At 43.3% G+C, this 19,984-nt stretch carries 14 protein-coding genes; 7 read left to right on the top strand and 7 right to left on the bottom strand.

Going from position 1 to position 19,984, the window contains the following annotated elements:
* Positions 1-18: 18 nt before the first annotated feature.
* Genes RM544_RS13310 through RM544_RS13325 form a run of 4 tightly spaced genes read right to left on the bottom strand, consistent with a single transcriptional unit; the run spans position 19 to position 4,974 of the window.
* Positions 19-2,157: a putative bifunctional diguanylate cyclase/phosphodiesterase gene (locus RM544_RS13310; RefSeq protein WP_311362290.1), complete on the bottom strand. Its 2,139-nt coding sequence runs from the start codon at positions 2,155-2,157 to the stop codon at positions 19-21.
* Positions 2,158-2,161: 4 nt separating this feature from the next.
* On the bottom strand, positions 2,162-2,653 hold the full coding sequence (locus tag RM544_RS13315; protein WP_311362291.1) for a Rab family GTPase: 492 nt from the start codon (positions 2,651-2,653) through the stop codon (positions 2,162-2,164).
* Positions 2,654-2,664: 11 nt separating this feature from the next.
* Positions 2,665-4,434, bottom strand: a complete 1,770-nt coding sequence (locus tag RM544_RS13320) for an OmpA family protein (protein ID WP_311362292.1) — start codon at positions 4,432-4,434, stop codon at positions 2,665-2,667.
* A 6-nt stretch (positions 4,435-4,440) separates the two neighbouring features.
* Positions 4,441-4,974 carry a hypothetical protein gene (locus tag RM544_RS13325; RefSeq protein WP_311362293.1) on the bottom strand — a complete coding sequence of 178 codons (534 nt, stop codon included), beginning with the start codon at positions 4,972-4,974 and terminating at the stop codon, positions 4,441-4,443.
* A 255-nt stretch (positions 4,975-5,229) separates the two neighbouring features.
* Between RM544_RS13325 and RM544_RS13330 the strand changes: the two genes are divergently transcribed.
* The 3 genes from RM544_RS13330 to RM544_RS13340 all read left to right on the top strand — a co-directional run bounded on the left by RM544_RS13330 (position 5,230) and on the right by RM544_RS13340 (position 8,404).
* Positions 5,230-6,789, top strand: a complete 1,560-nt coding sequence (locus tag RM544_RS13330; protein ID WP_311362365.1) for an AbgT family transporter — start codon at positions 5,230-5,232, stop codon at positions 6,787-6,789.
* An 82-nt stretch (positions 6,790-6,871) separates the two neighbouring features.
* Positions 6,872-7,975 carry a ferrochelatase gene (hemH, locus tag RM544_RS13335; RefSeq protein ID WP_311362294.1) on the top strand — a complete coding sequence of 368 codons (1,104 nt, stop codon included), beginning with the start codon at positions 6,872-6,874 and terminating at the stop codon, positions 7,973-7,975.
* A complete protein-coding gene (locus RM544_RS13340) occupies positions 7,976-8,404 on the top strand; it encodes a DUF4112 domain-containing protein (protein ID WP_311362295.1) in 429 nt (142 codons plus the stop codon).
* Positions 8,405-8,415: 11 nt separating this feature from the next.
* Here RM544_RS13340 and RM544_RS13345 read toward each other — a convergent pair whose 3' ends face one another.
* The gene (locus RM544_RS13345; RefSeq protein ID WP_311362296.1) at positions 8,416-10,347 is read right to left on the bottom strand and encodes a TonB-dependent receptor plug domain-containing protein; all 1,932 of its coding nucleotides are present in this window, start codon (positions 10,345-10,347) and stop codon (positions 8,416-8,418) included.
* A gap of 180 nt (positions 10,348-10,527) precedes the next feature.
* Here RM544_RS13345 and RM544_RS13350 point away from each other — a divergent pair, with 180 nt between their 5' ends.
* Both RM544_RS13350 and RM544_RS13355 read left to right on the top strand, forming a co-directional pair.
* A complete protein-coding gene (locus RM544_RS13350) occupies positions 10,528-10,854 on the top strand; it encodes a hypothetical protein (RefSeq protein ID WP_311362297.1) in 327 nt (108 codons plus the stop codon).
* Positions 10,855-11,128: 274 nt separating this feature from the next.
* A complete protein-coding gene (locus RM544_RS13355) occupies positions 11,129-15,706 on the top strand; it encodes a carboxypeptidase regulatory-like domain-containing protein (RefSeq protein WP_311362298.1) in 4,578 nt (1,525 codons plus the stop codon).
* 74 nt (positions 15,707-15,780) lie between these two features.
* Here RM544_RS13355 and RM544_RS13360 read toward each other — a convergent pair whose 3' ends face one another.
* The gene (locus tag RM544_RS13360; RefSeq protein ID WP_311362299.1) at positions 15,781-16,149 is read right to left on the bottom strand and encodes a DUF2237 family protein; all 369 of its coding nucleotides are present in this window, start codon (positions 16,147-16,149) and stop codon (positions 15,781-15,783) included.
* Positions 16,150-16,216: 67 nt separating this feature from the next.
* Here RM544_RS13360 and ubiG point away from each other — a divergent pair, with 67 nt between their 5' ends.
* Together ubiG and RM544_RS13370 are read left to right on the top strand one after the other, a co-directional pair.
* The gene (ubiG, locus tag RM544_RS13365; protein WP_311362300.1) at positions 16,217-16,996 is read left to right on the top strand and encodes a bifunctional 2-polyprenyl-6-hydroxyphenol methylase/3-demethylubiquinol 3-O-methyltransferase UbiG; all 780 of its coding nucleotides are present in this window, start codon (positions 16,217-16,219) and stop codon (positions 16,994-16,996) included.
* A gap of 71 nt (positions 16,997-17,067) precedes the next feature.
* Positions 17,068-17,676 (top strand): glutathione S-transferase family protein, encoded by a 609-nt coding sequence (locus RM544_RS13370; RefSeq protein ID WP_311362301.1) that lies wholly within the window; start codon positions 17,068-17,070, stop codon positions 17,674-17,676.
* Positions 17,677-17,797: 121 nt separating this feature from the next.
* Here the strand turns inward: RM544_RS13370 and katG are convergent, their stop codons facing one another.
* The gene (gene katG, locus RM544_RS13375; protein ID WP_311362302.1) at positions 17,798-19,972 is read right to left on the bottom strand and encodes a catalase/peroxidase HPI; all 2,175 of its coding nucleotides are present in this window, start codon (positions 19,970-19,972) and stop codon (positions 17,798-17,800) included.
* Positions 19,973-19,984: the final 12 nt, after the last annotated feature.

Consider the following 19,984-nt stretch of genomic DNA (forward strand, 5'->3'; position numbering starts at 1 on the left):
TGAGGGGTTATTCTTCGACTAGCCAGCGTTTACTAGTGTAATAAAATCATCAACCGGCAAAGGTCTACTCAAGTAGAATCCCTGCCCTGTTAAGCACTCATGTTCCTCTAAGAAGCGTTTCTGCATCTCATTCTCAATGCCTTCAGCAATTACTTTCAGCTTTAAGCTTTTCGCCATAGCGATGACCGCTAGCACAATTGCTTGATCATCGGGATTGGTTGCCAGGTCAAAAACAAAAGATTGATCAATCTTCAAGCAGTCAATCGGGAGATACTTTAAATAGCTTAGCGAGCTATAACCTGTGCCAAAATCATCGATAGCCACCCTAACACCCATTTCTCGAAGCTCTTGCAGCAGCTTACGGACCTTTTCATGGTTATCGACAAGGACACCCTCAGTTATCTCTAATTCGAGTAAATCTGGAGATACTCTATTTTTGATGACTGCATTGTTGATGAAGTCGAATAAATGTCTATCTGAAATCTGACGAGGAGAAAGGTTTAAGCTCAGAGGCACAGATAGGGATTCTTTGGTTAACCTTGCGAGCACGCGGCATACTTCGGAAATGACCCAGCGACCAATTGAAATAATTTGTCCGCTTTCTTCTGCAATTGGAATGAATTCCTCTGGGCTGATTGTTTCCTCATCATCCATATGCCAACGAAGTAGGGCTTCAGCCTTCACAATTTTGTTACTACACAGATCAAAGATAGGTTGAATGTGTAATTCAAATTGGTTTTTTTCAATCGCGTGTCGCAAAGCTTCCTCTAGCTTTAACCTTCTTTCCGATGCGATTTTTAAATCAAGAGAGTAAAATTGAACCGGTTCAGCTCCCCTTTGCTTAGCATGGTGTAGCGCTAAGTCAGCATACTTCATTAACTCTTCAATTGAGCTTGCATCAGAAGGGTAGTTCGAGACACCTATTTTGAGTGGTAATTCACAGCGATCGTTCTTACTCGTGTAGTAGGGCTCCAGACTGGCGTTATGAATATTGTTTGATAGCATTATCGTATCATCAAGAAAGGCCTTGAAGTCTGGCTTGCTGGCATTCTCCGAAAAGTGAACAATGGCAAATTCATCAGCGCCAATGCGAGCCAGAAAGTCCTTATCTGGCAGTAGGCCGCGTAAACGCTGAGCTATTTTAGCCAACATTTGGTCGCCCGTTAGATGACCATGTAATTCATTGATATTTTTAAAGTTGTGTACGTCTAAATAGATAACATAGAAAGGTATTTGTGACGCAATAGTCTGATCTAGGGTCTGCCAAAAATACTGTCGATTCGGAAGGTTCGTGAGCGCATCGTGCAGTGATAAGTCTTCATTCGTTTGTAACAGGTACTTCACTCGAGTAACGTCACTTAGTGTGAATATCCAGTTCTGTATGGTCCCATTTTGATCTTTGACTGGGTTAATACTCACTTGGATCCATTTATGGTGATTGGGGGGAGAATGCCAATATAGCTCCCCCGACCAAGTTGAACCAGTTTCAAATATCCGCTCTTTTTCCGGATGTTGCTTACCCAACAAAGACATCATTATGTTGATAGGTTGTTGATCAGTAATTTCAGCATCTAGTTCAAATAATGCAAAAGAGGATGGATTGGATTCAAGGATGTTAAAATGAGTGTCAGTGATAATTACACCAATTGAAGCGTACTGGATGGCTTCGCGCATGGGAATACTATCTTCCATACCAAGGTTGGAACGCAACAAGACTGAGCGTAAACGCTCATGCATGTAATCGTGTTTTTCAATGACTTTATCATTTGAAATAAGTAATTCGCGGGCCAATTGCAAAGTTTCTTGTTGTCGCTGGTAAGCTTGTTTAACGTTATTAATGACCAAGTAACGCTCGTTATCCGCGCTTGCCGCAATAGCTTCTAAGTGCAATTGACTTGAATTGAGCACTTCGGTCCATATACCGCTGTGAACTTGACCTTCTGAATGCAGTTGCCAGAATTCGTGGGCATCAACAAGGAAGTCTGTTAGAAACAAACTGACCTCGCCTAAATCAACTTGTTTTCCATCATTCGCATTTGGGATCAGTTGCTGTACCCATTCCGGGGAGGCTTGAACCACTTCAAAATCATTATCTTTTTGCAGCTTAAAGACTGCGCAATCAATAATCCCAAGGGCTTGAATGATAGATGGTTGCATATGGCTATTCCGTTAACATTGTGGCTAAGAAGTGAAACATTTCTTCCACCTGATGGCCTGTTTTGGCACTCGTATGAAAGCTGCCTTTAAACGCCGCCGACAAGTCCTCCAGAGAGTTATTATCCCAGCTCATAGCCGGAGTTAAATCATGTTTATTTATAACAAGTACTGCTGGGATGTCACTGTGTTTTTGCGCTTCTTTAAAAATCTCTACAGCCTCTGTGAAAGATGCACTGCGTGTTTGGTCCATGACAATAATGTACGCGGAGGCCCCTCTTAAATACCTCGGATTAAAACCGCAGTATTTATCGATGCCTTCTAAATCCCAAAGCATCAGTTGAACCGGCGTAAAACTTGAATCTACAATTTTTTTGTCAATCTTAACGCCTATGCTAGTCAGGTATTTTTCCGAGAAAATACCTTCCACGAACTGCTTAATCAGACTCGTTTTTCCGACTCCCGTGGGACCTAATACGCAAATTTTCTTTTGCAGCATATGAATACAACTCAGTTATTTAGTTCGGCGAACATGACATTAAACAGGACCTTACGCGTGGATTTGATATCACCCGGTAAGTCAATTTCGCCAACACCAACGGAAAACACATGTTCAGGCTTCAAGCCTCTCTCTACGAGGGCCTCCCGAACGACTAACGCGCGTTGTCTACTTAATCTTTGATTGTATGCGCTTTCACCAGTACTGTCACTAGCACCCACAATCACTAAATTCGCACTACGATTTAATCGAGTAGCAAGTGCCTCGACTTTTAAATAGAGTTCTCCAACCTTATCTAAATTGGCGCTTTGGTCTTCACCTAAGCCAGACTCACCACTTTCAAAAGTGATTTGTACCGTACTGATTTCACCGACAAGCGTAACAAAAAGCTGTTCATTGACTGCTTGAGATTGTGATAAGTCTATTTGATTATTCAGCAGTACAACTTGACTAGTATCAATTTGTAGCAATTTTTGGCCAGGAATCTGATTCAGTTTGCTTGTCATTGATTGGAACTCGCTAATAGGGAGTTCTCCGCCTAATGTCATGGCTTCGATATCAAAGCGTAAAGTCGGGTAGTCAGAGATAGTTTGGGTAACTTTTTGCGCAATCACTCGCTTATCGACAGACAAAAAGACGACTTCTTTTAGTCGAATAAAATCTGTGTTTATGTTGTTTTCAGCAAGCCAAGTATATGTTTCTGGGGCGATGGGGTCTCTGAGTGATGAGAGTTCAACTTGATATCTTCCGCTACTACTCAGTGATTGTATCACGATGCCAGGAGGTGGATTTAAGTCCTCAATCTTGCTAACTACTTGGTGCGTTACCCACCATCCATATAAGTACCAAGCTAAGACTACAAAGAGAAGACCAAGGGTAATCCAGCCATACCAAGGGCGTTTATTCTTATCATCAATTTCAGCCTTTTCTTCTGCTAACAAACAGTCTTGGAGAAGGCCTGAAGTACTATCGAAGGGCTTTGCATCACCTGCATAACTCTGTAATTCATTGAAGTAAATGCGTTGTATTTCTTCTAATGTGAATTGCAGTTGCTCGAGGCCGGTTCGTGACATATTACCTGTAACAGCAGCCACTAAGATGACTTGCGGCGCTTGTCGAATGAATAGGGTGAAATCATCCGTTTTGATTTGACCTAAATGCTGTTCACCACTCTCTTGCGTTGGACTTTGAAAAGAGTCAGCGACGAAGTCATTAATTGCCCCTAACATTGCAGAAACTAAGTCGGCGTCTTGTGTATCCGTTGTGCTGGCTGCGAGGGAATGCAGTAAGTTACCGGTTTCTTTGTGAATTAAGAGTACCTGTTCAACACGAAATAAAAACGTTTGTGAAGCCACATATTCACTGAATGAAATGCCAGAACGCCATGCATTAATTCGCCATTTTAAACCTTTAAATGTAAAGCTGTTCTCAATGATGTCATTGGTTTTCTCGATAAAGTCAGTAAAGAATACAGCAACTGCTTTTCTAACTAAACTGCCTACGAGAGGGTAAAGATAGTCAACGAAATCTTGGCGTTGTTTTTTAATTGAGCGTTCAACCGACTTAGCGACCATAGGTTGCAACACTTTCTGCACGGAACCGTCTGCACTGTCTCGGTCATGCAGAGCTTCTGTTAGGACTTGTGCAACGGCTGCACGGGACTCGGATTGGATTTCTGACTTTGTTTGTTCTAGCTTTTGCTTGAGCAATATCTGTCGCACTTGCTCAAGTTGTTGTTCTTCTTGAGTGCCGTCCTTTTGCACTTGCTCATCTTCTTGCATGAGAAATTAATCTGTTTCCAGATTAGTTGCCATTGTTGCCAAGAGCCTAGCCAAGGTTTTCCTATCTGTTTTACTGTCTGTCAGTTCGTGTGTTACTTGTTCTAGCTTTTTCATTGCTTCTGCGTATTTTGCTTCAAATACGACATTAATTTGCGCAATTTCTTTGCTAATTCGATCATTTAAGGCATCAGCATCGTCTTTACCTGCTGACTCTGTCATTTCTATTTGAGATTGGAGGCTTTCAGCGGATTTTACTTGGGCACTGTGATTATCTTCATGGTGGGCATCAATACTGTCGAGTTTAGTTTCCATTTCAGCAAACTTAGCTGTCATGCTTTCATTTAACTCTTCATATTGTTTTAACTGAAACTCTCTGAGCGCCTCTATGGCTTGAGATAAGTCCGTATGAACTTGAGTAATCTGTGTCTCTAACGCGTGTTTAGCATCGCCAAATACCAGTTGTCGCAATTGTTCCATTTCACTCAACTGAGTATTTTCTTGTTTCGATTCTTGACCAGACTCGTTCGACTTTTTTGACATTCCCTTCGCCCTTCTTGGTACGATCTCAGGAGACCATTTATCTAACTTGGATGAATTCTACTCTGTTTTTGACTGATTTATAAACTTATTTTGTGATCCCCATCAAGCGGGGCGATATTGGCCGAGTAATTTTTCATATCATGAAATCATAATTTAGGTATAATTTAACATTAGAATAACAAGAATAAAAAAAGTGAGTGAGATTTGAGTAGCAGTAAAAACACTTCCGGTTCATCTTCTTCCAAACCCCAGGACATGGCACAATCGGGTTGGTTTTCCCGATTCTTAGCAACCGTTGAATGGCTAGGTAATCTTCTTCCACACCCGATTACTCTGTTTGCTATTTTAGCCGTCTTTATTGTCATCCTGAGTGGCATACTCGGTTACTTCGATGTCAGTGTGGCTGACCCACGTCCATTAACAGCGAAGGGTCGCGATCCTGACGGCATGATAGAAGTTATTTCCCTAATGAATGCTGAAGGCCTAATGAGAATTGTGACAGGCTTAGTCACAAACTTCACTGGCTTCGCACCTCTGGGGACAGTACTTGTTGCTTTGTTAGGTGTTTCTGTTGCAGAACATTCTGGGCTATTAAGCGCAGCAATGCGCTCTATGGTAATGAACGCATCAAAACGTATGGTCACCATCGTCATTGTATTTGCCGGCATTGTTTCAAACACGGCGTCTGAATTGGGTTATGTTGTATTAATTCCATTAGCCGCGATGATTTTCCATTCATTGGGAAGACACCCCTTGGCAGGTTTGGCGGCAGCATTTGCCGGTGTGTCCGCTGGATACAGTGCAAACCTGTTATTGGGCACAGTTGATCCTCTGCTAGCCGGTATTACTGAAGCGGCAGCCCACATGATAGATCCTGAGTATGTGGTTGGCCCTGAAGTAAACTGGTACTTCATGTTTGTAAGTACCTTTGTTGTTGCCACTATGGGCGCGATTGTGACGGAGAAAGTGGTTGAGCCTAGACTAGGTGAGTATAATCCCTCAGAGGCGTCAATTGATTTGGGCGAACAAAAAATGGATGCACCCACAGCGCAAGAGAAGAAAGCGCTTAAATGGGCAGGTGTTTCTTTTTTCCTTGTATGTGCCGTGCTTGCTTTAACAGTTGTGCCAGAAGATGGTATTTTACGTCATCCTGAAACGGGCTTAGTCCAAGGTTCTCCTTTCCTTAAGGGCATTGTTGCTTTCATTTTCATTACCTTTGCCATTCCTGGTTTTGTGTATGGTCGCATTGCGGGTACTATGAAAAATGACCGCGATGTGATTGATGCCATGGCAAAAAGTATGAGCTCTATGGGTTTGTATATCACTTTGGTATTCTTTGCTGCCCAGTTTGTTGCTTTCTTTAAGTGGACAAACTTAGGCACAGTTTTAGCGGTAAAAGGCGCAACATTCTTGCAAGCTACTGGTCTTGATGGTCCGGAAGTCTTCCTGTTATTCATTATGATGTGCGGTATTGTCAACCTTTCTCTTGGCAGTGCATCAGCGCAGTGGGCAGTGACTGCCCCGATCTTTGTACCTATGTTAATGTTGATAGGCTATTCCCCTGAGGTAATTCAGGCGGCATACCGAATAGGTGACTCCGTGACTAATGTGATTTCACCCATGATGAGCTATTTTGGCCTTATCTTAGCAATTGCTGCGAGGTATAAGAAAGATCTCGGTATGGGAACCTTGATTGCAATGATGTTACCTTACACGCTTACCTTTATTGTAGGTTGGTCAGTATTATTCTACTTATGGGTATTCTTATTTGGTTTGCCAGTTGGACCTGGCGCAGAAACCTACTATATTCCATAAGAACCGAGCGATACGGCAAGTCCAAATCTGGGGCTTGTCCGTATGTGAACACATTGAATCAATATGTAGTTGAAATGGAATCATGAAATATCAGTCCCAAACTAGCTTTACGCATGCTCAAGCCGATAAGATTGGCGTGCTGGTGTCGAATTTAGGCACGCCTCAGGCGCCAACAAAACAGGCACTTAAGCCTTATCTTAAACAGTTTTTGTCTGATCCGAGAGTGGTTGAAGTGCCCAAAGTCATATGGTGGTGCGTACTTAATCTGATTATTCTTAATATTCGACCTAAACGATCCGCTGAAGCTTACAGCACTGTATGGACAGAAGAGGGCTCTCCTTTACTGGTGCATACTAAAAATCAGTCGGTAGCGCTTGAGCGTAAGTTGCAAGAAAAGTATGGCGATAATGTCATTATCGATTATGCAATGCGCTATGGACAACCTTCGGTATCAAACGCGATTGAAAGTCTCTTATCAAAAGGCGCGAGAAAGATCGTCGTGCTACCCTTATATCCGCAATACTGTGCATCAACAACCGGATCGACATTTGATGCCGTTGCCGAAGATTTCGTAAAGCGTCGCTGGTTGCCAGATATGCGCTTTATTAGTCACTATCACGATAACCCTGAATATATTCAATGTATCGCTGACAAGATCAAAAAGCATTGGGAAACCCATCCTCGTGCGGATAAATTAATTTTTTCTTATCATGGCATTCCGAAGCGCTATTTGTTAAACGGCGACCCTTATCACTGCGAATGTCACAAGACAACTCGTTTGGTTGCTGAGGCTCTTGGGTTGCATTCCTCAGAATATATGACCACTTTCCAATCTCGCTTTGGACGTGAGGAATGGTTAAAGCCCTATACAGACCATACCTTAAAGGCGTTACCTGAGACTGGTGTGCGATCTGTGCAAGTCGTCTGTCCTGGTTTCTCCTCTGATTGTTTAGAAACAATAGAAGAAATTGGCGAAGAAAATCGTGAATACTTTGAAGAAGCGGGTGGTGAACGCTACGAATACATAGAAGCGTTAAATAGTGACGACCAGCATATCGATATGTTGTTTAATTTGATTGAGAGTAATCTTCAAGGTTGGAACACAGAGCTCAATGATGCTAGCGTTTATGAGCAAAGAAATAAGTTAGCAGAAGAGATGGGTGTCGACCAAGTGAGTGATAAATAAATGGAAGATGAAGACTTTCGCGCGCCGAGTGCCTTGCTACAAGCGCAAGCGATAGCCAACTTACTCGATACCGCGATTCCCATTCCCTTCGTTGGTATACGTGTAGGTCTTGATTTTTTAGTCGGACTGATCCCCGGGATAGGTGACGCCATCATGTTGCTGGCTTCACTAAGGATTGTGCAACTAGGTAAGCAATTAGGCGTACCACAACCGCTTCGTACAGCTATGTTACGAAATAGCGTTATCGATTTTGGTTTAGGTTTTATTCCTATCGTGGGTGATATTGTTGATTTGTTTTACAAGGCCAATCAGAAAAACGTTCGCATTATGGAACGCTGGTGGATTCAAGAAAACAAGGCGAGGGTGGACGCAGCAGCGAAGCAAAAACTAGTAGAGTGGGAAAAGGCCCAAGAAGTAGACCCTTCCTAGTATTTACTAAGCTAGTACTCGTAAACCAGTTTAATTCCGAAGTTTCGCCCTTGCTGTTGAGGGGCGTCTTCATCTGCCGCGGCTCGAATATCTTCGTTTAGTAGATTACGGCCATAAATGCTAAGTTTAAGGTCGTTGTTTACACGGTAGGCTGCAGTTAAAGACCAATCGATGTAACTGTTCCGGCTCGCCTCTCCATCACCCACATCATCTTGTTTCAGCCCATGTTGAATCACATTATCAAGCGTCCAATCTCCGCGTTGCCAGTGAGTCTTTATATCTACCCGAGATGCCAATATGTCGCTTAGCGTGGCACCATTAGTATCTTCACCACTTTGCTGCTGATAGGCGAAGCTTTGTGTAACAAATGAGTTTACTTGCCAAACTACTGACGCCTCAAACCCTTTGATGGTTGCTTCATCAAGGTTTCTAAATGTCCTATCACGATTTTCTAAACGAAATCTTTCAATATAGTCATCGAGTGCGTAATAGTAAGTTTGTAAGTTCAGCGCAACGTTATTGCTCGCAGCGTAATCGAAAGTAATCTGGCCGCCCTGGCTTTTCTCTGATTTTAAATCTGGATTTCCAATGGTGTTGCCACGAGGCGTTAAGCCATTGAAGTACAGTTCTGAGAGCGTTGGAAACCTGAATCCTGTGCCAAATTCAGCATGCAAAACCAATGCTTCTGATAGCAGCCATTCAGAATTAAAGCTGTAATTAATGCGGTTTGCTGAACGCGATGTAGCACTGATACTTTCTTCTTGTTCTATGTGGTCAAAACGAATACCAGCAGAGATGCTGTGGTCTTCCATTCGCCAATGCTGATCGATGAAGAGGCCAACATTGTCTTGCTTGCCTGCCAATATCTTCACGTCCGCTTGGATATTATTTTCCAAGTCGAATTCTTTGTCGTTAATATCCACGCCTGCACGAGAGACGATATCGAAACCAATTCGTCCATTACCATCAAAGAAAGACAAAGCAGCTAAGCCTGTTGCCCCGATCGTATTAGATTGATACTCAGTAAAATTACGTCGAGATCCGACCCGCAGTGTATCTGTGTCCCAATTTTGATAGTGATGATACAGGCTAAGTAACCAATCACTAGATGAGCTTATTTTTAATTTCGCCAAATTGTGGATTTCGCTGGGATAGCTAGTTTGTTGTTCGATGGGGAACAAGCCAGAGCTTTTGCCAATATCGCTACCTTTGCTGGTAAGCAACATAGCTTCAACATCCAGGTCATTGAATTCAGTCTTATATTTGGCTAAGCCAGTCGTTTGTTCGAAGCCATCATCTAAGTTGTTACCGTTTGCATCTTCACGCTGATTAGATTGTCGATGGCTTATCCCGCCTTGAAACTGATGGTTTTCATAATCTGTCGCAAATGTCGCAAAAAGCTCTGCGTTTTGACCATTAGACTCAGTGACGACGCCCACTTGTTCTACTCCGTAGTTACTTGTAAATAAACTGACTACGCCACCTAATGCATCCGAGCCATAAAGGGTTGAGCTTGGTCCTTTTGCAACATTTAAACCCGACATTAAAGATTGCGGTACGAATGACACTGAATTACCAGCTCGACGGTCAGTAAAAATAGGAATACCATCAACTTCTGTGCGCAATCGCCATCGACTAAACCCTCTCACACTATAACTTTGAAACAGACCTCCTTGGCCAGAAATATCCACTCCTGGGAGAGTGGCCAAAAGATCTGCTACTCTGACTTGGCTGTCGTTGATATCCGAAAAATTAATACCCACCGTGCTTTGATTAACCAAACCCTCGGTACCTAATAAATTACGCTGACTAATGATACTAATCGTTTCAATAGCCTTGGCATCAGCAATATCATCTGAGGCAAAAACGGTGCTTGGAAGAGAGTATGAAAGCGCTAAACAAGTGACAAATCGATTAAAACGGCATAACCTAGTTGGCAACATATATTTTATTTCTCGAATCGATGATGGGTGAAATAACAAGATTAAAGCGCACAACATCAGTGGTGCGAGTTAATCGCGAATCGGTCCTTTTGATTCCTTTTGATTTTCTTGATTCAGTGTCGAAAGGATGCAGGCTTAGCCTGAAAAAGCGATTTTAGGATAACATACAGGATTACATGCATGAAGCGTTTAACGTTGACTTTTATTGCAATTTTTTGCGTATTTTCTTTAAGTGCTTGTCAGGAAAACTCGATGAAAAATGAAGAAACAACAAGTATAGATAATCAGGATTCTATAGATTGTAGCAAAACCAGCGATCCCGAAGCATGTGAACAGGCCAAACGAAGTTCAAAATCATTAAAAAAATTGAGCGAGTCCACTGCAAATAAATTAGAAACTACTTGTAGCGAAGAGTTCCGCAATGAAAATGGCGATTGTGAAATTCCGAATCAAGAACAGCCTGAAGAATTAAAGAAAAAACCCCCAACAAAAACAAAGGTTAAATAATACTTCATGTATGTCCTAATGAATGCTTTTAACTCTTGTTACACAATTGCCAAAAAAGATCACTTTTTTTTTGGTTTACATATAGTTTCAAATCGGCATACTAGGGTATCGTTGGTTGTACTTTAACCATCAGGAAAGTCTCACGGATGGGTTTTCTCCATTACGTGATGTTTCTTCAACTCGTGACGAGCAACAATAATATTTACGGCCTTGTAGTTTAAGGGCGAAGTAAAATAAGGCTTTACGTCACATTCATAAAAAGAAGGCAGGGAACGTGTCTAGATATATAAAAAAAATAACCACCTATTGTGGGTTGGGTATTTTTGGTCTAGCTGGTGCAGTTGGTGTTGCCCAAGCAGACGAAAAAAATCCAAATATTACAACAAACCTTTCAAAACCTAAATTAAGTAAACCATTCCGTGATGTTGCAAAACCTTTGCCAAAACTGACCCCGGCAAGAGTTGATAAAATGCGTGCATCTGGCGACAAAGTGCCAGGCGATGAGCTCGGATATGCGGTACCTAACCAAAATTATCCTCTCGCTTCAGAATACCTAGAGAACGCAGCTGGCGTCGATGCTGATTCTGTTCTTCAGTACGAAATTACGACTGGCGGTAAATTCCAGCGTAACTCCGCTGCGAACGTGACCGTCGGTTTCGGTTTTGATGGTGTGGGTAACGTGACTGGTGCAACGCCACCAGATACCAATGCTGACGTTGGTCCTGATCATATTGTCCAAACTGTAAACGTAGCACTTGCTATTTGGGATAAAGAAGGTAACCAATTGGTAGCGCCTACTTCTATCAATGCACTGTGGGACGGTTTCGGTGGTCTTTGTGAATCAAATAATAACGGCGACCCTATCGTACTTTATGATTCGCAAGCAGACCGTTGGATGATTACTCAATTTGCATTCCCAAGTGGTTTCACTAACAACCGTCAGTGTATCGCGATCTCGCAAACGGGTGACCCTACAGGTGAGTATTACCTATACGATTTCTTATATAGCACCACTAAATTTAACGATTATCCGCACTACGGTGTGTGGACTGATGCTTACTATGCTGGTGTGAATCAATTTTCACAGTCACTTAGCTTCGTAGGTTCAGGTGTTGTGGCTTATGAGCGTGATAAAATGTTAGCCGGTCAGCCTGCTCAACAAGTTATCTTTGACTTAGAAACAGCTGCTCCAAACGCATTTACGCCAATGCCTGCCGATATTGATGGTATTTTCTTACCACCTGAAGATATGCCGGGTATTTTTGTTACTGCTGATAACCCAGGTGAATTGAATGTTTGGCATTTTGATGTTGATTGGAATGACACAGATAACAGTTCATTTACTCTAGCCGATACACTCACTGTTTCTCCATATAATGGTGCCGTGTGTGGTTTTAGCCGTGACTGTATTGAACAGCCTAATGCGCAAAACCTAGATGTTATCGGTAACCGCATGATGTTCCGTTTGGCATATCGTAACCTTGGTGGCACACAGCATAAGCTAGTCGCTAACCATAACGTTATCGGTTCTTCAACAAGCAACGACATCTCTGGTGTTCGTTGGTATGAAATTGATCTTACTGATACTGGTATGCCTTCTTTAGCTCAAAACGGTACGTTTAACTTAGACGACGGTAATTCACGTTGGATGGGTAGTGCTGCAATGGATGCGGTTGGTAACATTGGTGTTGGTTATAGTGTATCGGGTAACGAGACCTTTCCTTCAATACGCTTTAGTGGTCGTTCACAAAGCGACGCTGACAATGTATTGACTGTGCCTGAAGTTACCTTGAAAGCGGGTGAAGCGTCTCAATCTGGTTCAAACCGTTGGGGTGATTACTCTAGCTTAAGCGTTGATCCTACCGATGATTGTACTTTCTGGTTTACTACTGAGTACTACAAAGAAGGGGATGACAATTCAACGGCTTGGTCTACTTATATTGGTAGCGTGAAGTTCGATGACTGTATTGCTGGCCCATCAGGTACTATTGCAGGAACGATTACTGATTCTGCTGGTAACCCTATTGCTGATGCTCAAGTCACAATTGGCGCGTTAACCGCTAGAACAAACGCTGCGGGTGAATACACTGCAACACTGCCCGTTGCTGATGGTTTCACAGTAGAAGCCTTCAAATACGGTTTCGATGCAGCATCAACTGCAGACGTAGACGTAACAGAAGACGAAGAAACAACGGTTAACTTTAGCCTTGATGCTGCTACGCCAGTAACAGTCACCGGTGTGGTGAGTGATGGTTCTGGTTTAGACGTTCCATTATTCGCTGAAATCGTTGTCGATGCCCCAGGAACTCGTTTAACTACCTTTACTGACCCAGTAACAGGTGCGTTCAGCATTGATTTGTTTGAAGGTACCTTGATCAAGATGACAGCAATGTCGGCTGATCCTGGCTACATGGCACAAGCTGTAGATTTCACGCCTGCCGCTGGAACACCTCAAAACTTTGACCTAACGGTACTAGCTAGCTGTACTGCTCGTGGTTACGGTTTCTCTGAGCCTTCATTTGTTGAAGATTTCGAAGGCGGTGTACCACCAACAGATTGGACAATTAACGCGACTGGTCCAGGTGGAACTTGGTTTGCTGCATCGACTAGTACTCGTGGGGACTTACTCGGTTCGGGTGAGGCTGCGATGATTGATAGTGATGCTGCTGGTTTCTCTAATACGTCAGCAACCTTGACTACACCTGTTATTGCGGTAGCAGATGTTTCTTCAACAGTTGTTGCGTTTGATAGCTGGTTTAGAACTTTCGGTGGAAGTGATGTCTACAATTTAGAAGTCAGCGTTGACAGTGGCGCATGGACTGCAGTTCAGGCAATTCCTGCAACAAACCAAGCTGAGTCACTCATCGTTGACCTTGCGGCTGAACTAGCGGGCGCGACTAACTTCCAGCTTCGTTGGAACTATGACGCTACCTTCGAATACTATGCGATTGTTGATAACGTAGCATTAGGTGGTAACACTTGTATTCCATTAGACGGTGAGATTGTTCGTGGTGTCGTTGTAGACGCTAACACTGACGCTCCATTGAATGGTGCAACAGTTAGCTCTAGTGCAGACACTGCAACGACAACGTCTACTGACAGTGCTGACTTCCCGGGTGGTTACTTCTCATTGTTCGTACCTACTGGTGACACCAATGTTTCAGTTGCGCTTTCATTGTATGAAACAGCAACAGTAGCATTAGCAGACGTACTTCCTACGGCGCCTATCGCGTTGAACGCCCCTCGTTTCGAAATTGCTGATTCATTGGCAACGGTAACGGTAACGAATGGTCGTGTTGGTACTTCTTCTATTACATTGGATAACACCGGTACTGCTGACGGTGACTATATTGTATTGTTTACTCAATCACCTACGAGTGCTCCAGAAGTAACGGGCCCTTTCCACGCAACTTCTCGTCACTTCGGTCCTAAGAACTTAAGTGATTTAGATGCGACGAAAGCTCGTCACGTTGTTGACCAAATGGCATTGAACCTACCACAAGCGGCATCTGATGTTCTTGGTGGATTTGGTACGCCTCAGATGGCATTCCCATGGGGTGTTGCAATTAACCAAGACACAGGTTTCTTCTACGTAGGTGACCTAGCTGCTGGTGGCGCTCCGGTTGATGCTATTTTTGAGTACAATGCAAATGGTGCTTTCACAGGCAACACTATCGATAACTCAGCATCATCTGCTATCTTTGGTGCAGACATGGCTTACAACAATCGTACCGGCATGATCTGGCAGGTTGAAGTAGGTGATGATAACTGTATTCACGAGATTGACCCTGTTGCTATGGAAGTGACTGGTAAGCAAATTTGCCCAGCATTCGGCACATCGCAACGTGGTTTAGCTTATGACCCAATTACCAACACGTTCTACTCTGGTTCTTGGAACGATAGCATCATCCACCAATTCGACGTTGAAGGTACGCTACTTCGCTCTGTCAATGTTGGCTTATCAGTGTCTGGTTTAGCGATTAACCCAGTATCTGGCAAGCTTTATGTTATGCAGAACACGACTACTGGTTTTGACGTGACTATTTTGGATTCAACAACAGCAGAACTTGATGCAGAAACAGGCTTCAACCTACTAGCAAGTGATGCGCTTCCTATTGATCCAATCGCAGGTGGTGAACAATCTGGTCTAGCTGTGACTTGTGACGGTATCATGTGGACGCCTTCTCGTTCGTTAGGCGGTATCATCGCATTTGAAAGTGGTGAAACTAACTTCTGTGATTGGAAAAACTTACCTTGGGTAACGCAAACTTCAGCTGTCGCTGGCACTGTTGCCGCTGGTGAATCTGTTGATATCGAGCTAGAGTTCGACACTACAGCACTCGCAACAGGTTCGTTCTCTGCACAAATGGTGACTTCAGGTAATACACCTTACCCTGATTCAAGCACTGCTGTTTCACTTAATGTGACTGCACCAATTCCTGGTGATGTTTCATTGGTTGATTCTACAGTGAGAACACAGAATGGTCAGCCAGCGCTTATTACAGTTGAGCGTGTTGGTGGTGCTGACTTCGAAGTTACGGTTGATTATGAAATTGGTAGTGGTACTGCTGAACAAGGCATAGATTTCATTGGATTGGCTGGTACATTAACATGGGCTGACGGCGATACATCTCCGAAAACCATTAGTATCAACACTGTTAATCAAGAGACGACAGACGATATTGGTTTCTCGATTGTGATTACTAATCCAACTGGCGGTGCTGATATCATCCGCTCAACAACTGCAGTCATCATCGAAGGTGATGAGCCGAAAGATAGTGGTAGCTTAGGCTTCTTACTAGTTGCTCTTTTAGCTGCAGGTGGTTTAGCAAGAAGACGTTATAAGTTCTAAAGTGAACTAAGATACACAATGTAAAAACCCCGCTTTTGCGGGGTTTTTTTTGCATACTATTAAGGTGGTGAAGTTTACTCTGATTGTTTGTGACTATACTTTTCAAGTACATCAAGTGGAATAATGTTGAGTGCACTTTCATTGGTTGCCTCTAAGTCAATCTTCGGAGCAACATCCATATATAAAGCTTCACGCCAGCGCATTGCACACAAACACCAGCGGTCGCCAGGTTTTAAGCCTTGAAATTGATATAATGGGTTAGGTGTGATTAGGTCATTCCCTCGAGATAAAGAATAGTTTAAAAACGCCTCTGAAACGATGGCGCAAACACTATGATTTCCTACGTCACCTTCTGGTACATAGCAGAAACCTTCTCTTGTATAACCAGTATTTCCGCAGCACAGTTTTAAAGTGCCACCTAAGACGTTTTTTTGGTTTGCCATTTCTAATCCTTAAATTACTTCTCACGTATACATACAATACAGCTCATCAACCAATATAGCTCATAAGATGTTAGACAAGAGTAAGCTCAGCAAGCTTTCAAGTAAATCAGACGAAAATACAAATGTGTCTCAGTCAGAGATAGCACGTTTTGACCTTTTGGCAGAAAGTTGGTGGGATCCGAATGGTAAATACAAAACGGCCCTCATTTTTAACCAAGCTCGTATCGATTATTTTGTGCCGCAGATCTGCAAGCACTTCAACCGAGACATCGATGATGAAAATTGCCTTGCTGGTTTGAGTGTCTTAGATGTTGGTAGCGGCGGCGGTTTGGTGTGTGAGCCTTTAGCGAAACTTGGCGCTAATGTAACGGGTATTGATGCTAGCGAAATGAGCGTTGAAGTCGCCAGACGACACGCACAGAAAACAGGCCTGAATATTCATTATCAGCACATCCTGTCGACAGATAAACTCAAAGAAGGGAAGCAGTTTGATATTGTGATAAATGCCGAGGTAGTAGAGCATGTGCCAGACCAAAAGGCGTTGATAGCCGAATGTGCACAACTGACAGCAAATGGAGGCTTTACTATTTTGGCGACGCTGAATCGCACTCCAAAATCATTTGTTATTGCCATTATTGGCGCTGAATATATCATGCGTTACTTGCCAATCGGTACACACAGTTGGGCCAAGTTTGTGAAACCAGTCGAGCTTAATCAGATGGCAGTTGTGGCAGGCTTACAACAGGTTTCTGAATCAGGAATGGCCTATAACCCTTTGTCAGGGAAATGGCGGCTAAGCAATAGTTTGGCTGTGAACTATATACAGTGTTATAAGAAGAATAAATAGCCAATTTATTGCGCCAAAGTAAAGCTGTTTTATACTAGTTGTAGTTCAAGGCTAATCAGAGAAAAGCTAGCATGAAAATCTACGACACTAAAACGGCTCCCACTCCCCGACGCGTTCGCATATTCCTTGCAGAAAAGTCTATTCCGATGGAGTATGTTGAGGTCGATTTGCAAAAAGGTGAAAATCTCTCCAAAGAAATGAGGGAAAAAAATCCCATTGGTAAAATACCGATATTGGAATTGGACGATGGTACCTGTATTAGCGAGAGTGATGCTATTTGTGCTTACTTTGAGGCCTTACAACCCGAACCCTTCTTATTCGGAGAAAGTGCACTCGAAAAAGGGCAGGTTGCTATGTGGCAGCGTCAAGTTGAGTTTGGTTTGTTCATGCAAGTGGGTATGTGCTTTCAACATACGACAGGTTATTTTAAAGACCGAATGAAGCCCATCAAAGAATACGGTGTTGAGGCGGGTATAAATGCGGCTAAGTTTTTGAAATTGCTCAATCGCCAGTTAGAGCAAAACCAGTTTATTGCTGGAGATAAATTCTCTATCGCTGACATAACAGCAATGTGCTCGATTGATTTTGCACGAGTCATCGATGTCAGAGTCAAAGACGAGTATACGGCTCTACAAGCTTGGTATGACAAGGTTAGCGCCAGGCCTAGCGCTAAAGCTTAATTACAGGGACGCTATTAAATGTAGTGAAGGCATTGATTGTGTTCATTTGAACACTAACTCTCAATACTTTCCCCAACATCTTCGAGCAGTTCAGCGCCATCCATGGCTGTCGTAAAAACGACTAGTTCGCTTTTATGTCGAAGCGGTCGTTATTCATTATTTTTGACCATGCTGCGACAAAGTCCTTAACAAATTTTTCTTGGTTATCATCCTGAGCGTAAACTTCCGCATAAGCTCTTAAAATTGAATTTGAACCAAAAACTAAGTCAACGCTAGTCGCTGTGTATTTGACTTCGCCCGAGCGTCTATCCCTAAGCTCATAGCTCTTATCAGCGACAGGATGCCAGCTCATTGACATGTCAGTTAGGTTAACAAAGAAGTCGTTAGTCAGTTGTCCAACCCGCGACGTAAATACACCATGCTCTGATTCATTATAATTGGTCCCAAGTACTCTCATGCCACCAACTAAAACAGTCATCTCTGCTGCGCTCAAGCCCAGTAATTGTGCTTTATCCAAAAGCATCGCTTCAGGTGATACAGCATACTCCTTTAATTGAAAGTTCCTAAACCCGTCAGCGAGCGGCTGCAAGACATTGAAGCTTTCTTTATCAGTTTGTTCCTCAAGCGCATCACCACGCCCTGGCAAAAACGGTACATTGATGCTCATGCCAGCCGCAGTGATAGCGTTTTCTAAGCCAACACCGCCGGCAAGTACTATCGTGTCAGCTACAGATGCGCCGTGCTGTTTGGCGATTGGTTCCAATACCGACAATACTTTTTGCAACCTGTTTGGTTCATTGGCAGGCCAGTTTATTTGCGGAGCAAACCGAATACGGGCACCGTTTGCACCGCCGCGCTTATCTGAACCACGGTAAGTTCTTGCGCTATCCCAAGCCGTGTTGATTAGCTCTACATTGGATAGGCCTGACTCTGCGATAGCAGCCTTTAAAGCATCTACGTCATAATCGCTAGGGCCTTGAGGGATTGGATCCTGCCAAATGAGATCTTCACTCGGTACATCCGGTCCATAATAATTGCTTCTGGGTCCCATATCTCTATGCGTTAATTTAAACCAAGCGCGAGCAAAGGCATCTTTGAAATACTCTGGATCACTCATGAACTTCTGACAAATTTGATTGTAAATAGGGTCAACCTTCATCGCCATGTCTGCATCAGTCATCATTGGCATTTGCTTAACATTTGGATCGCTCGGATCGAGTGGTTTCTCGGATTCAGGCATATCAACTGGTTGGTATTGGTGCGCGCCAGCCGGGGATTTAGTCAACTCCCATTCGTAACCAAATAAATAATCAAAGTAACCCATGTCAAACTTCAAAGGCTCTTTTGTCCAAGCCCCTTCTATACCAGAAGTGAATGCTTTATTGGCTTTTCCTGCCTGATCTGGGTTTTCCCAGCCCAGTCCTTGAGCGTGCACAGGGCAGCCCTCTGGTTCTTTACCAATATTGGCTTCTTTATTCATGCCATGAGCTTTGCCAACGGTATGACCGCCGCAAGTTAGCGCTGCTGTTTCCTCATCATTCATCGCCATGCGGCTAAAAGTTTCTCTGATGTGAAGAGCTGTTTTTGCTGGATCAGGTTCACCATTTACGCCTTCTGGATTGACATAAATGAGACCCATATGGACTGCAGCCAGGGGGTTTTCAAGTGTACTTGGCTTTTCTAATTCGTTATATCTATTTTCTGAGGGTGCTAGCCATTCATTCTCAGCCCCCCAATAAACATCTTTTTCAGGACCCCAAATATCCTGTCTGCCAAATGCAAACCCGAAAGTCTTAAAGCCCATCGATTCATAGGCCATGTTGCCAGCCAACATAATTAAATCGGCCCAACTTAGAGCATTACCGTATTTTTTCTTTACAGGCCATAAGAGTCGTCTAGCCTTATCCAAGCTAGCGTTGTCAGGCCATGAATTTAATGGCGCGAATCGAATGTTGCCTGTTGCAGCACCACCACGGCCATCGCCTAATCGATACGAACCTGCAGAATGCCACGCTAGACGGACCATGAGGCCACCGTAATGGCCCCAATCAGCTGGCCACCAATCTTGACTATCTTTTAACGTAGCTTCAACGTCAGATTTGACTGACTCATAATCGAGGCCTTCCAGTGCTTTAGCGTAACTAAAGTCATTATCCATCGGATTAGTGCGTGTATCGTGCTGGTGTAAAATATCCAAGTTAAGGGATTCAGGCCACCACTTAGTCACTGAGTTTTCTGAACCTGTGTTACCACCATGCATGACGGGGCACACGCCGTTTGACGATTTGTTAGACATATATTCTCCTAA

This window comes from Brumicola blandensis (assembly GCF_031846165.1).
Lineage (GTDB): Bacteria > Pseudomonadota > Gammaproteobacteria > Enterobacterales > Alteromonadaceae > Glaciecola > Glaciecola blandensis.

Bases quoted from the DNA above. Each gene is read 5' to 3' on its own strand.
- RM544_RS13310 (WP_311362290.1), bottom strand. From the start codon at position 2,157: ATGCAACCATCTATCATTCAAGCCCTTGGGATTATTGATTGCGCAGTC.
- RM544_RS13315 (WP_311362291.1), bottom strand. From the start codon at position 2,653: ATGCTGCAAAAGAAAATTTGCGTATTAGGTCCCACGGGAGTCGGAAAA.
- RM544_RS13320 (WP_311362292.1), bottom strand. From the start codon at position 4,434: ATGCAAGAAGATGAGCAAGTGCAAAAGGACGGCACTCAAGAAGAACAA.
- RM544_RS13325 (WP_311362293.1), bottom strand. From the start codon at position 4,974: ATGTCAAAAAAGTCGAACGAGTCTGGTCAAGAATCGAAACAAGAAAAT.
- RM544_RS13330 (WP_311362365.1), top strand. From the start codon at position 5,230: ATGGCACAATCGGGTTGGTTTTCCCGATTCTTAGCAACCGTTGAATGG.
- hemH (WP_311362294.1), top strand. From the start codon at position 6,872: ATGAAATATCAGTCCCAAACTAGCTTTACGCATGCTCAAGCCGATAAG.
- RM544_RS13340 (WP_311362295.1), top strand. From the start codon at position 7,976: ATGGAAGATGAAGACTTTCGCGCGCCGAGTGCCTTGCTACAAGCGCAA.
- RM544_RS13345 (WP_311362296.1), bottom strand. From the start codon at position 10,347: ATGTTGCCAACTAGGTTATGCCGTTTTAATCGATTTGTCACTTGTTTA.
- RM544_RS13350 (WP_311362297.1), top strand. From the start codon at position 10,528: ATGAAGCGTTTAACGTTGACTTTTATTGCAATTTTTTGCGTATTTTCT.
- RM544_RS13360 (WP_311362299.1), bottom strand. From the start codon at position 16,149: ATGGCAAACCAAAAAAACGTCTTAGGTGGCACTTTAAAACTGTGCTGC.
- ubiG (WP_311362300.1), top strand. From the start codon at position 16,217: ATGTTAGACAAGAGTAAGCTCAGCAAGCTTTCAAGTAAATCAGACGAA.
- RM544_RS13370 (WP_311362301.1), top strand. From the start codon at position 17,068: ATGAAAATCTACGACACTAAAACGGCTCCCACTCCCCGACGCGTTCGC.
- katG (WP_311362302.1), bottom strand. From the start codon at position 19,972: ATGTCTAACAAATCGTCAAACGGCGTGTGCCCCGTCATGCATGGTGGT.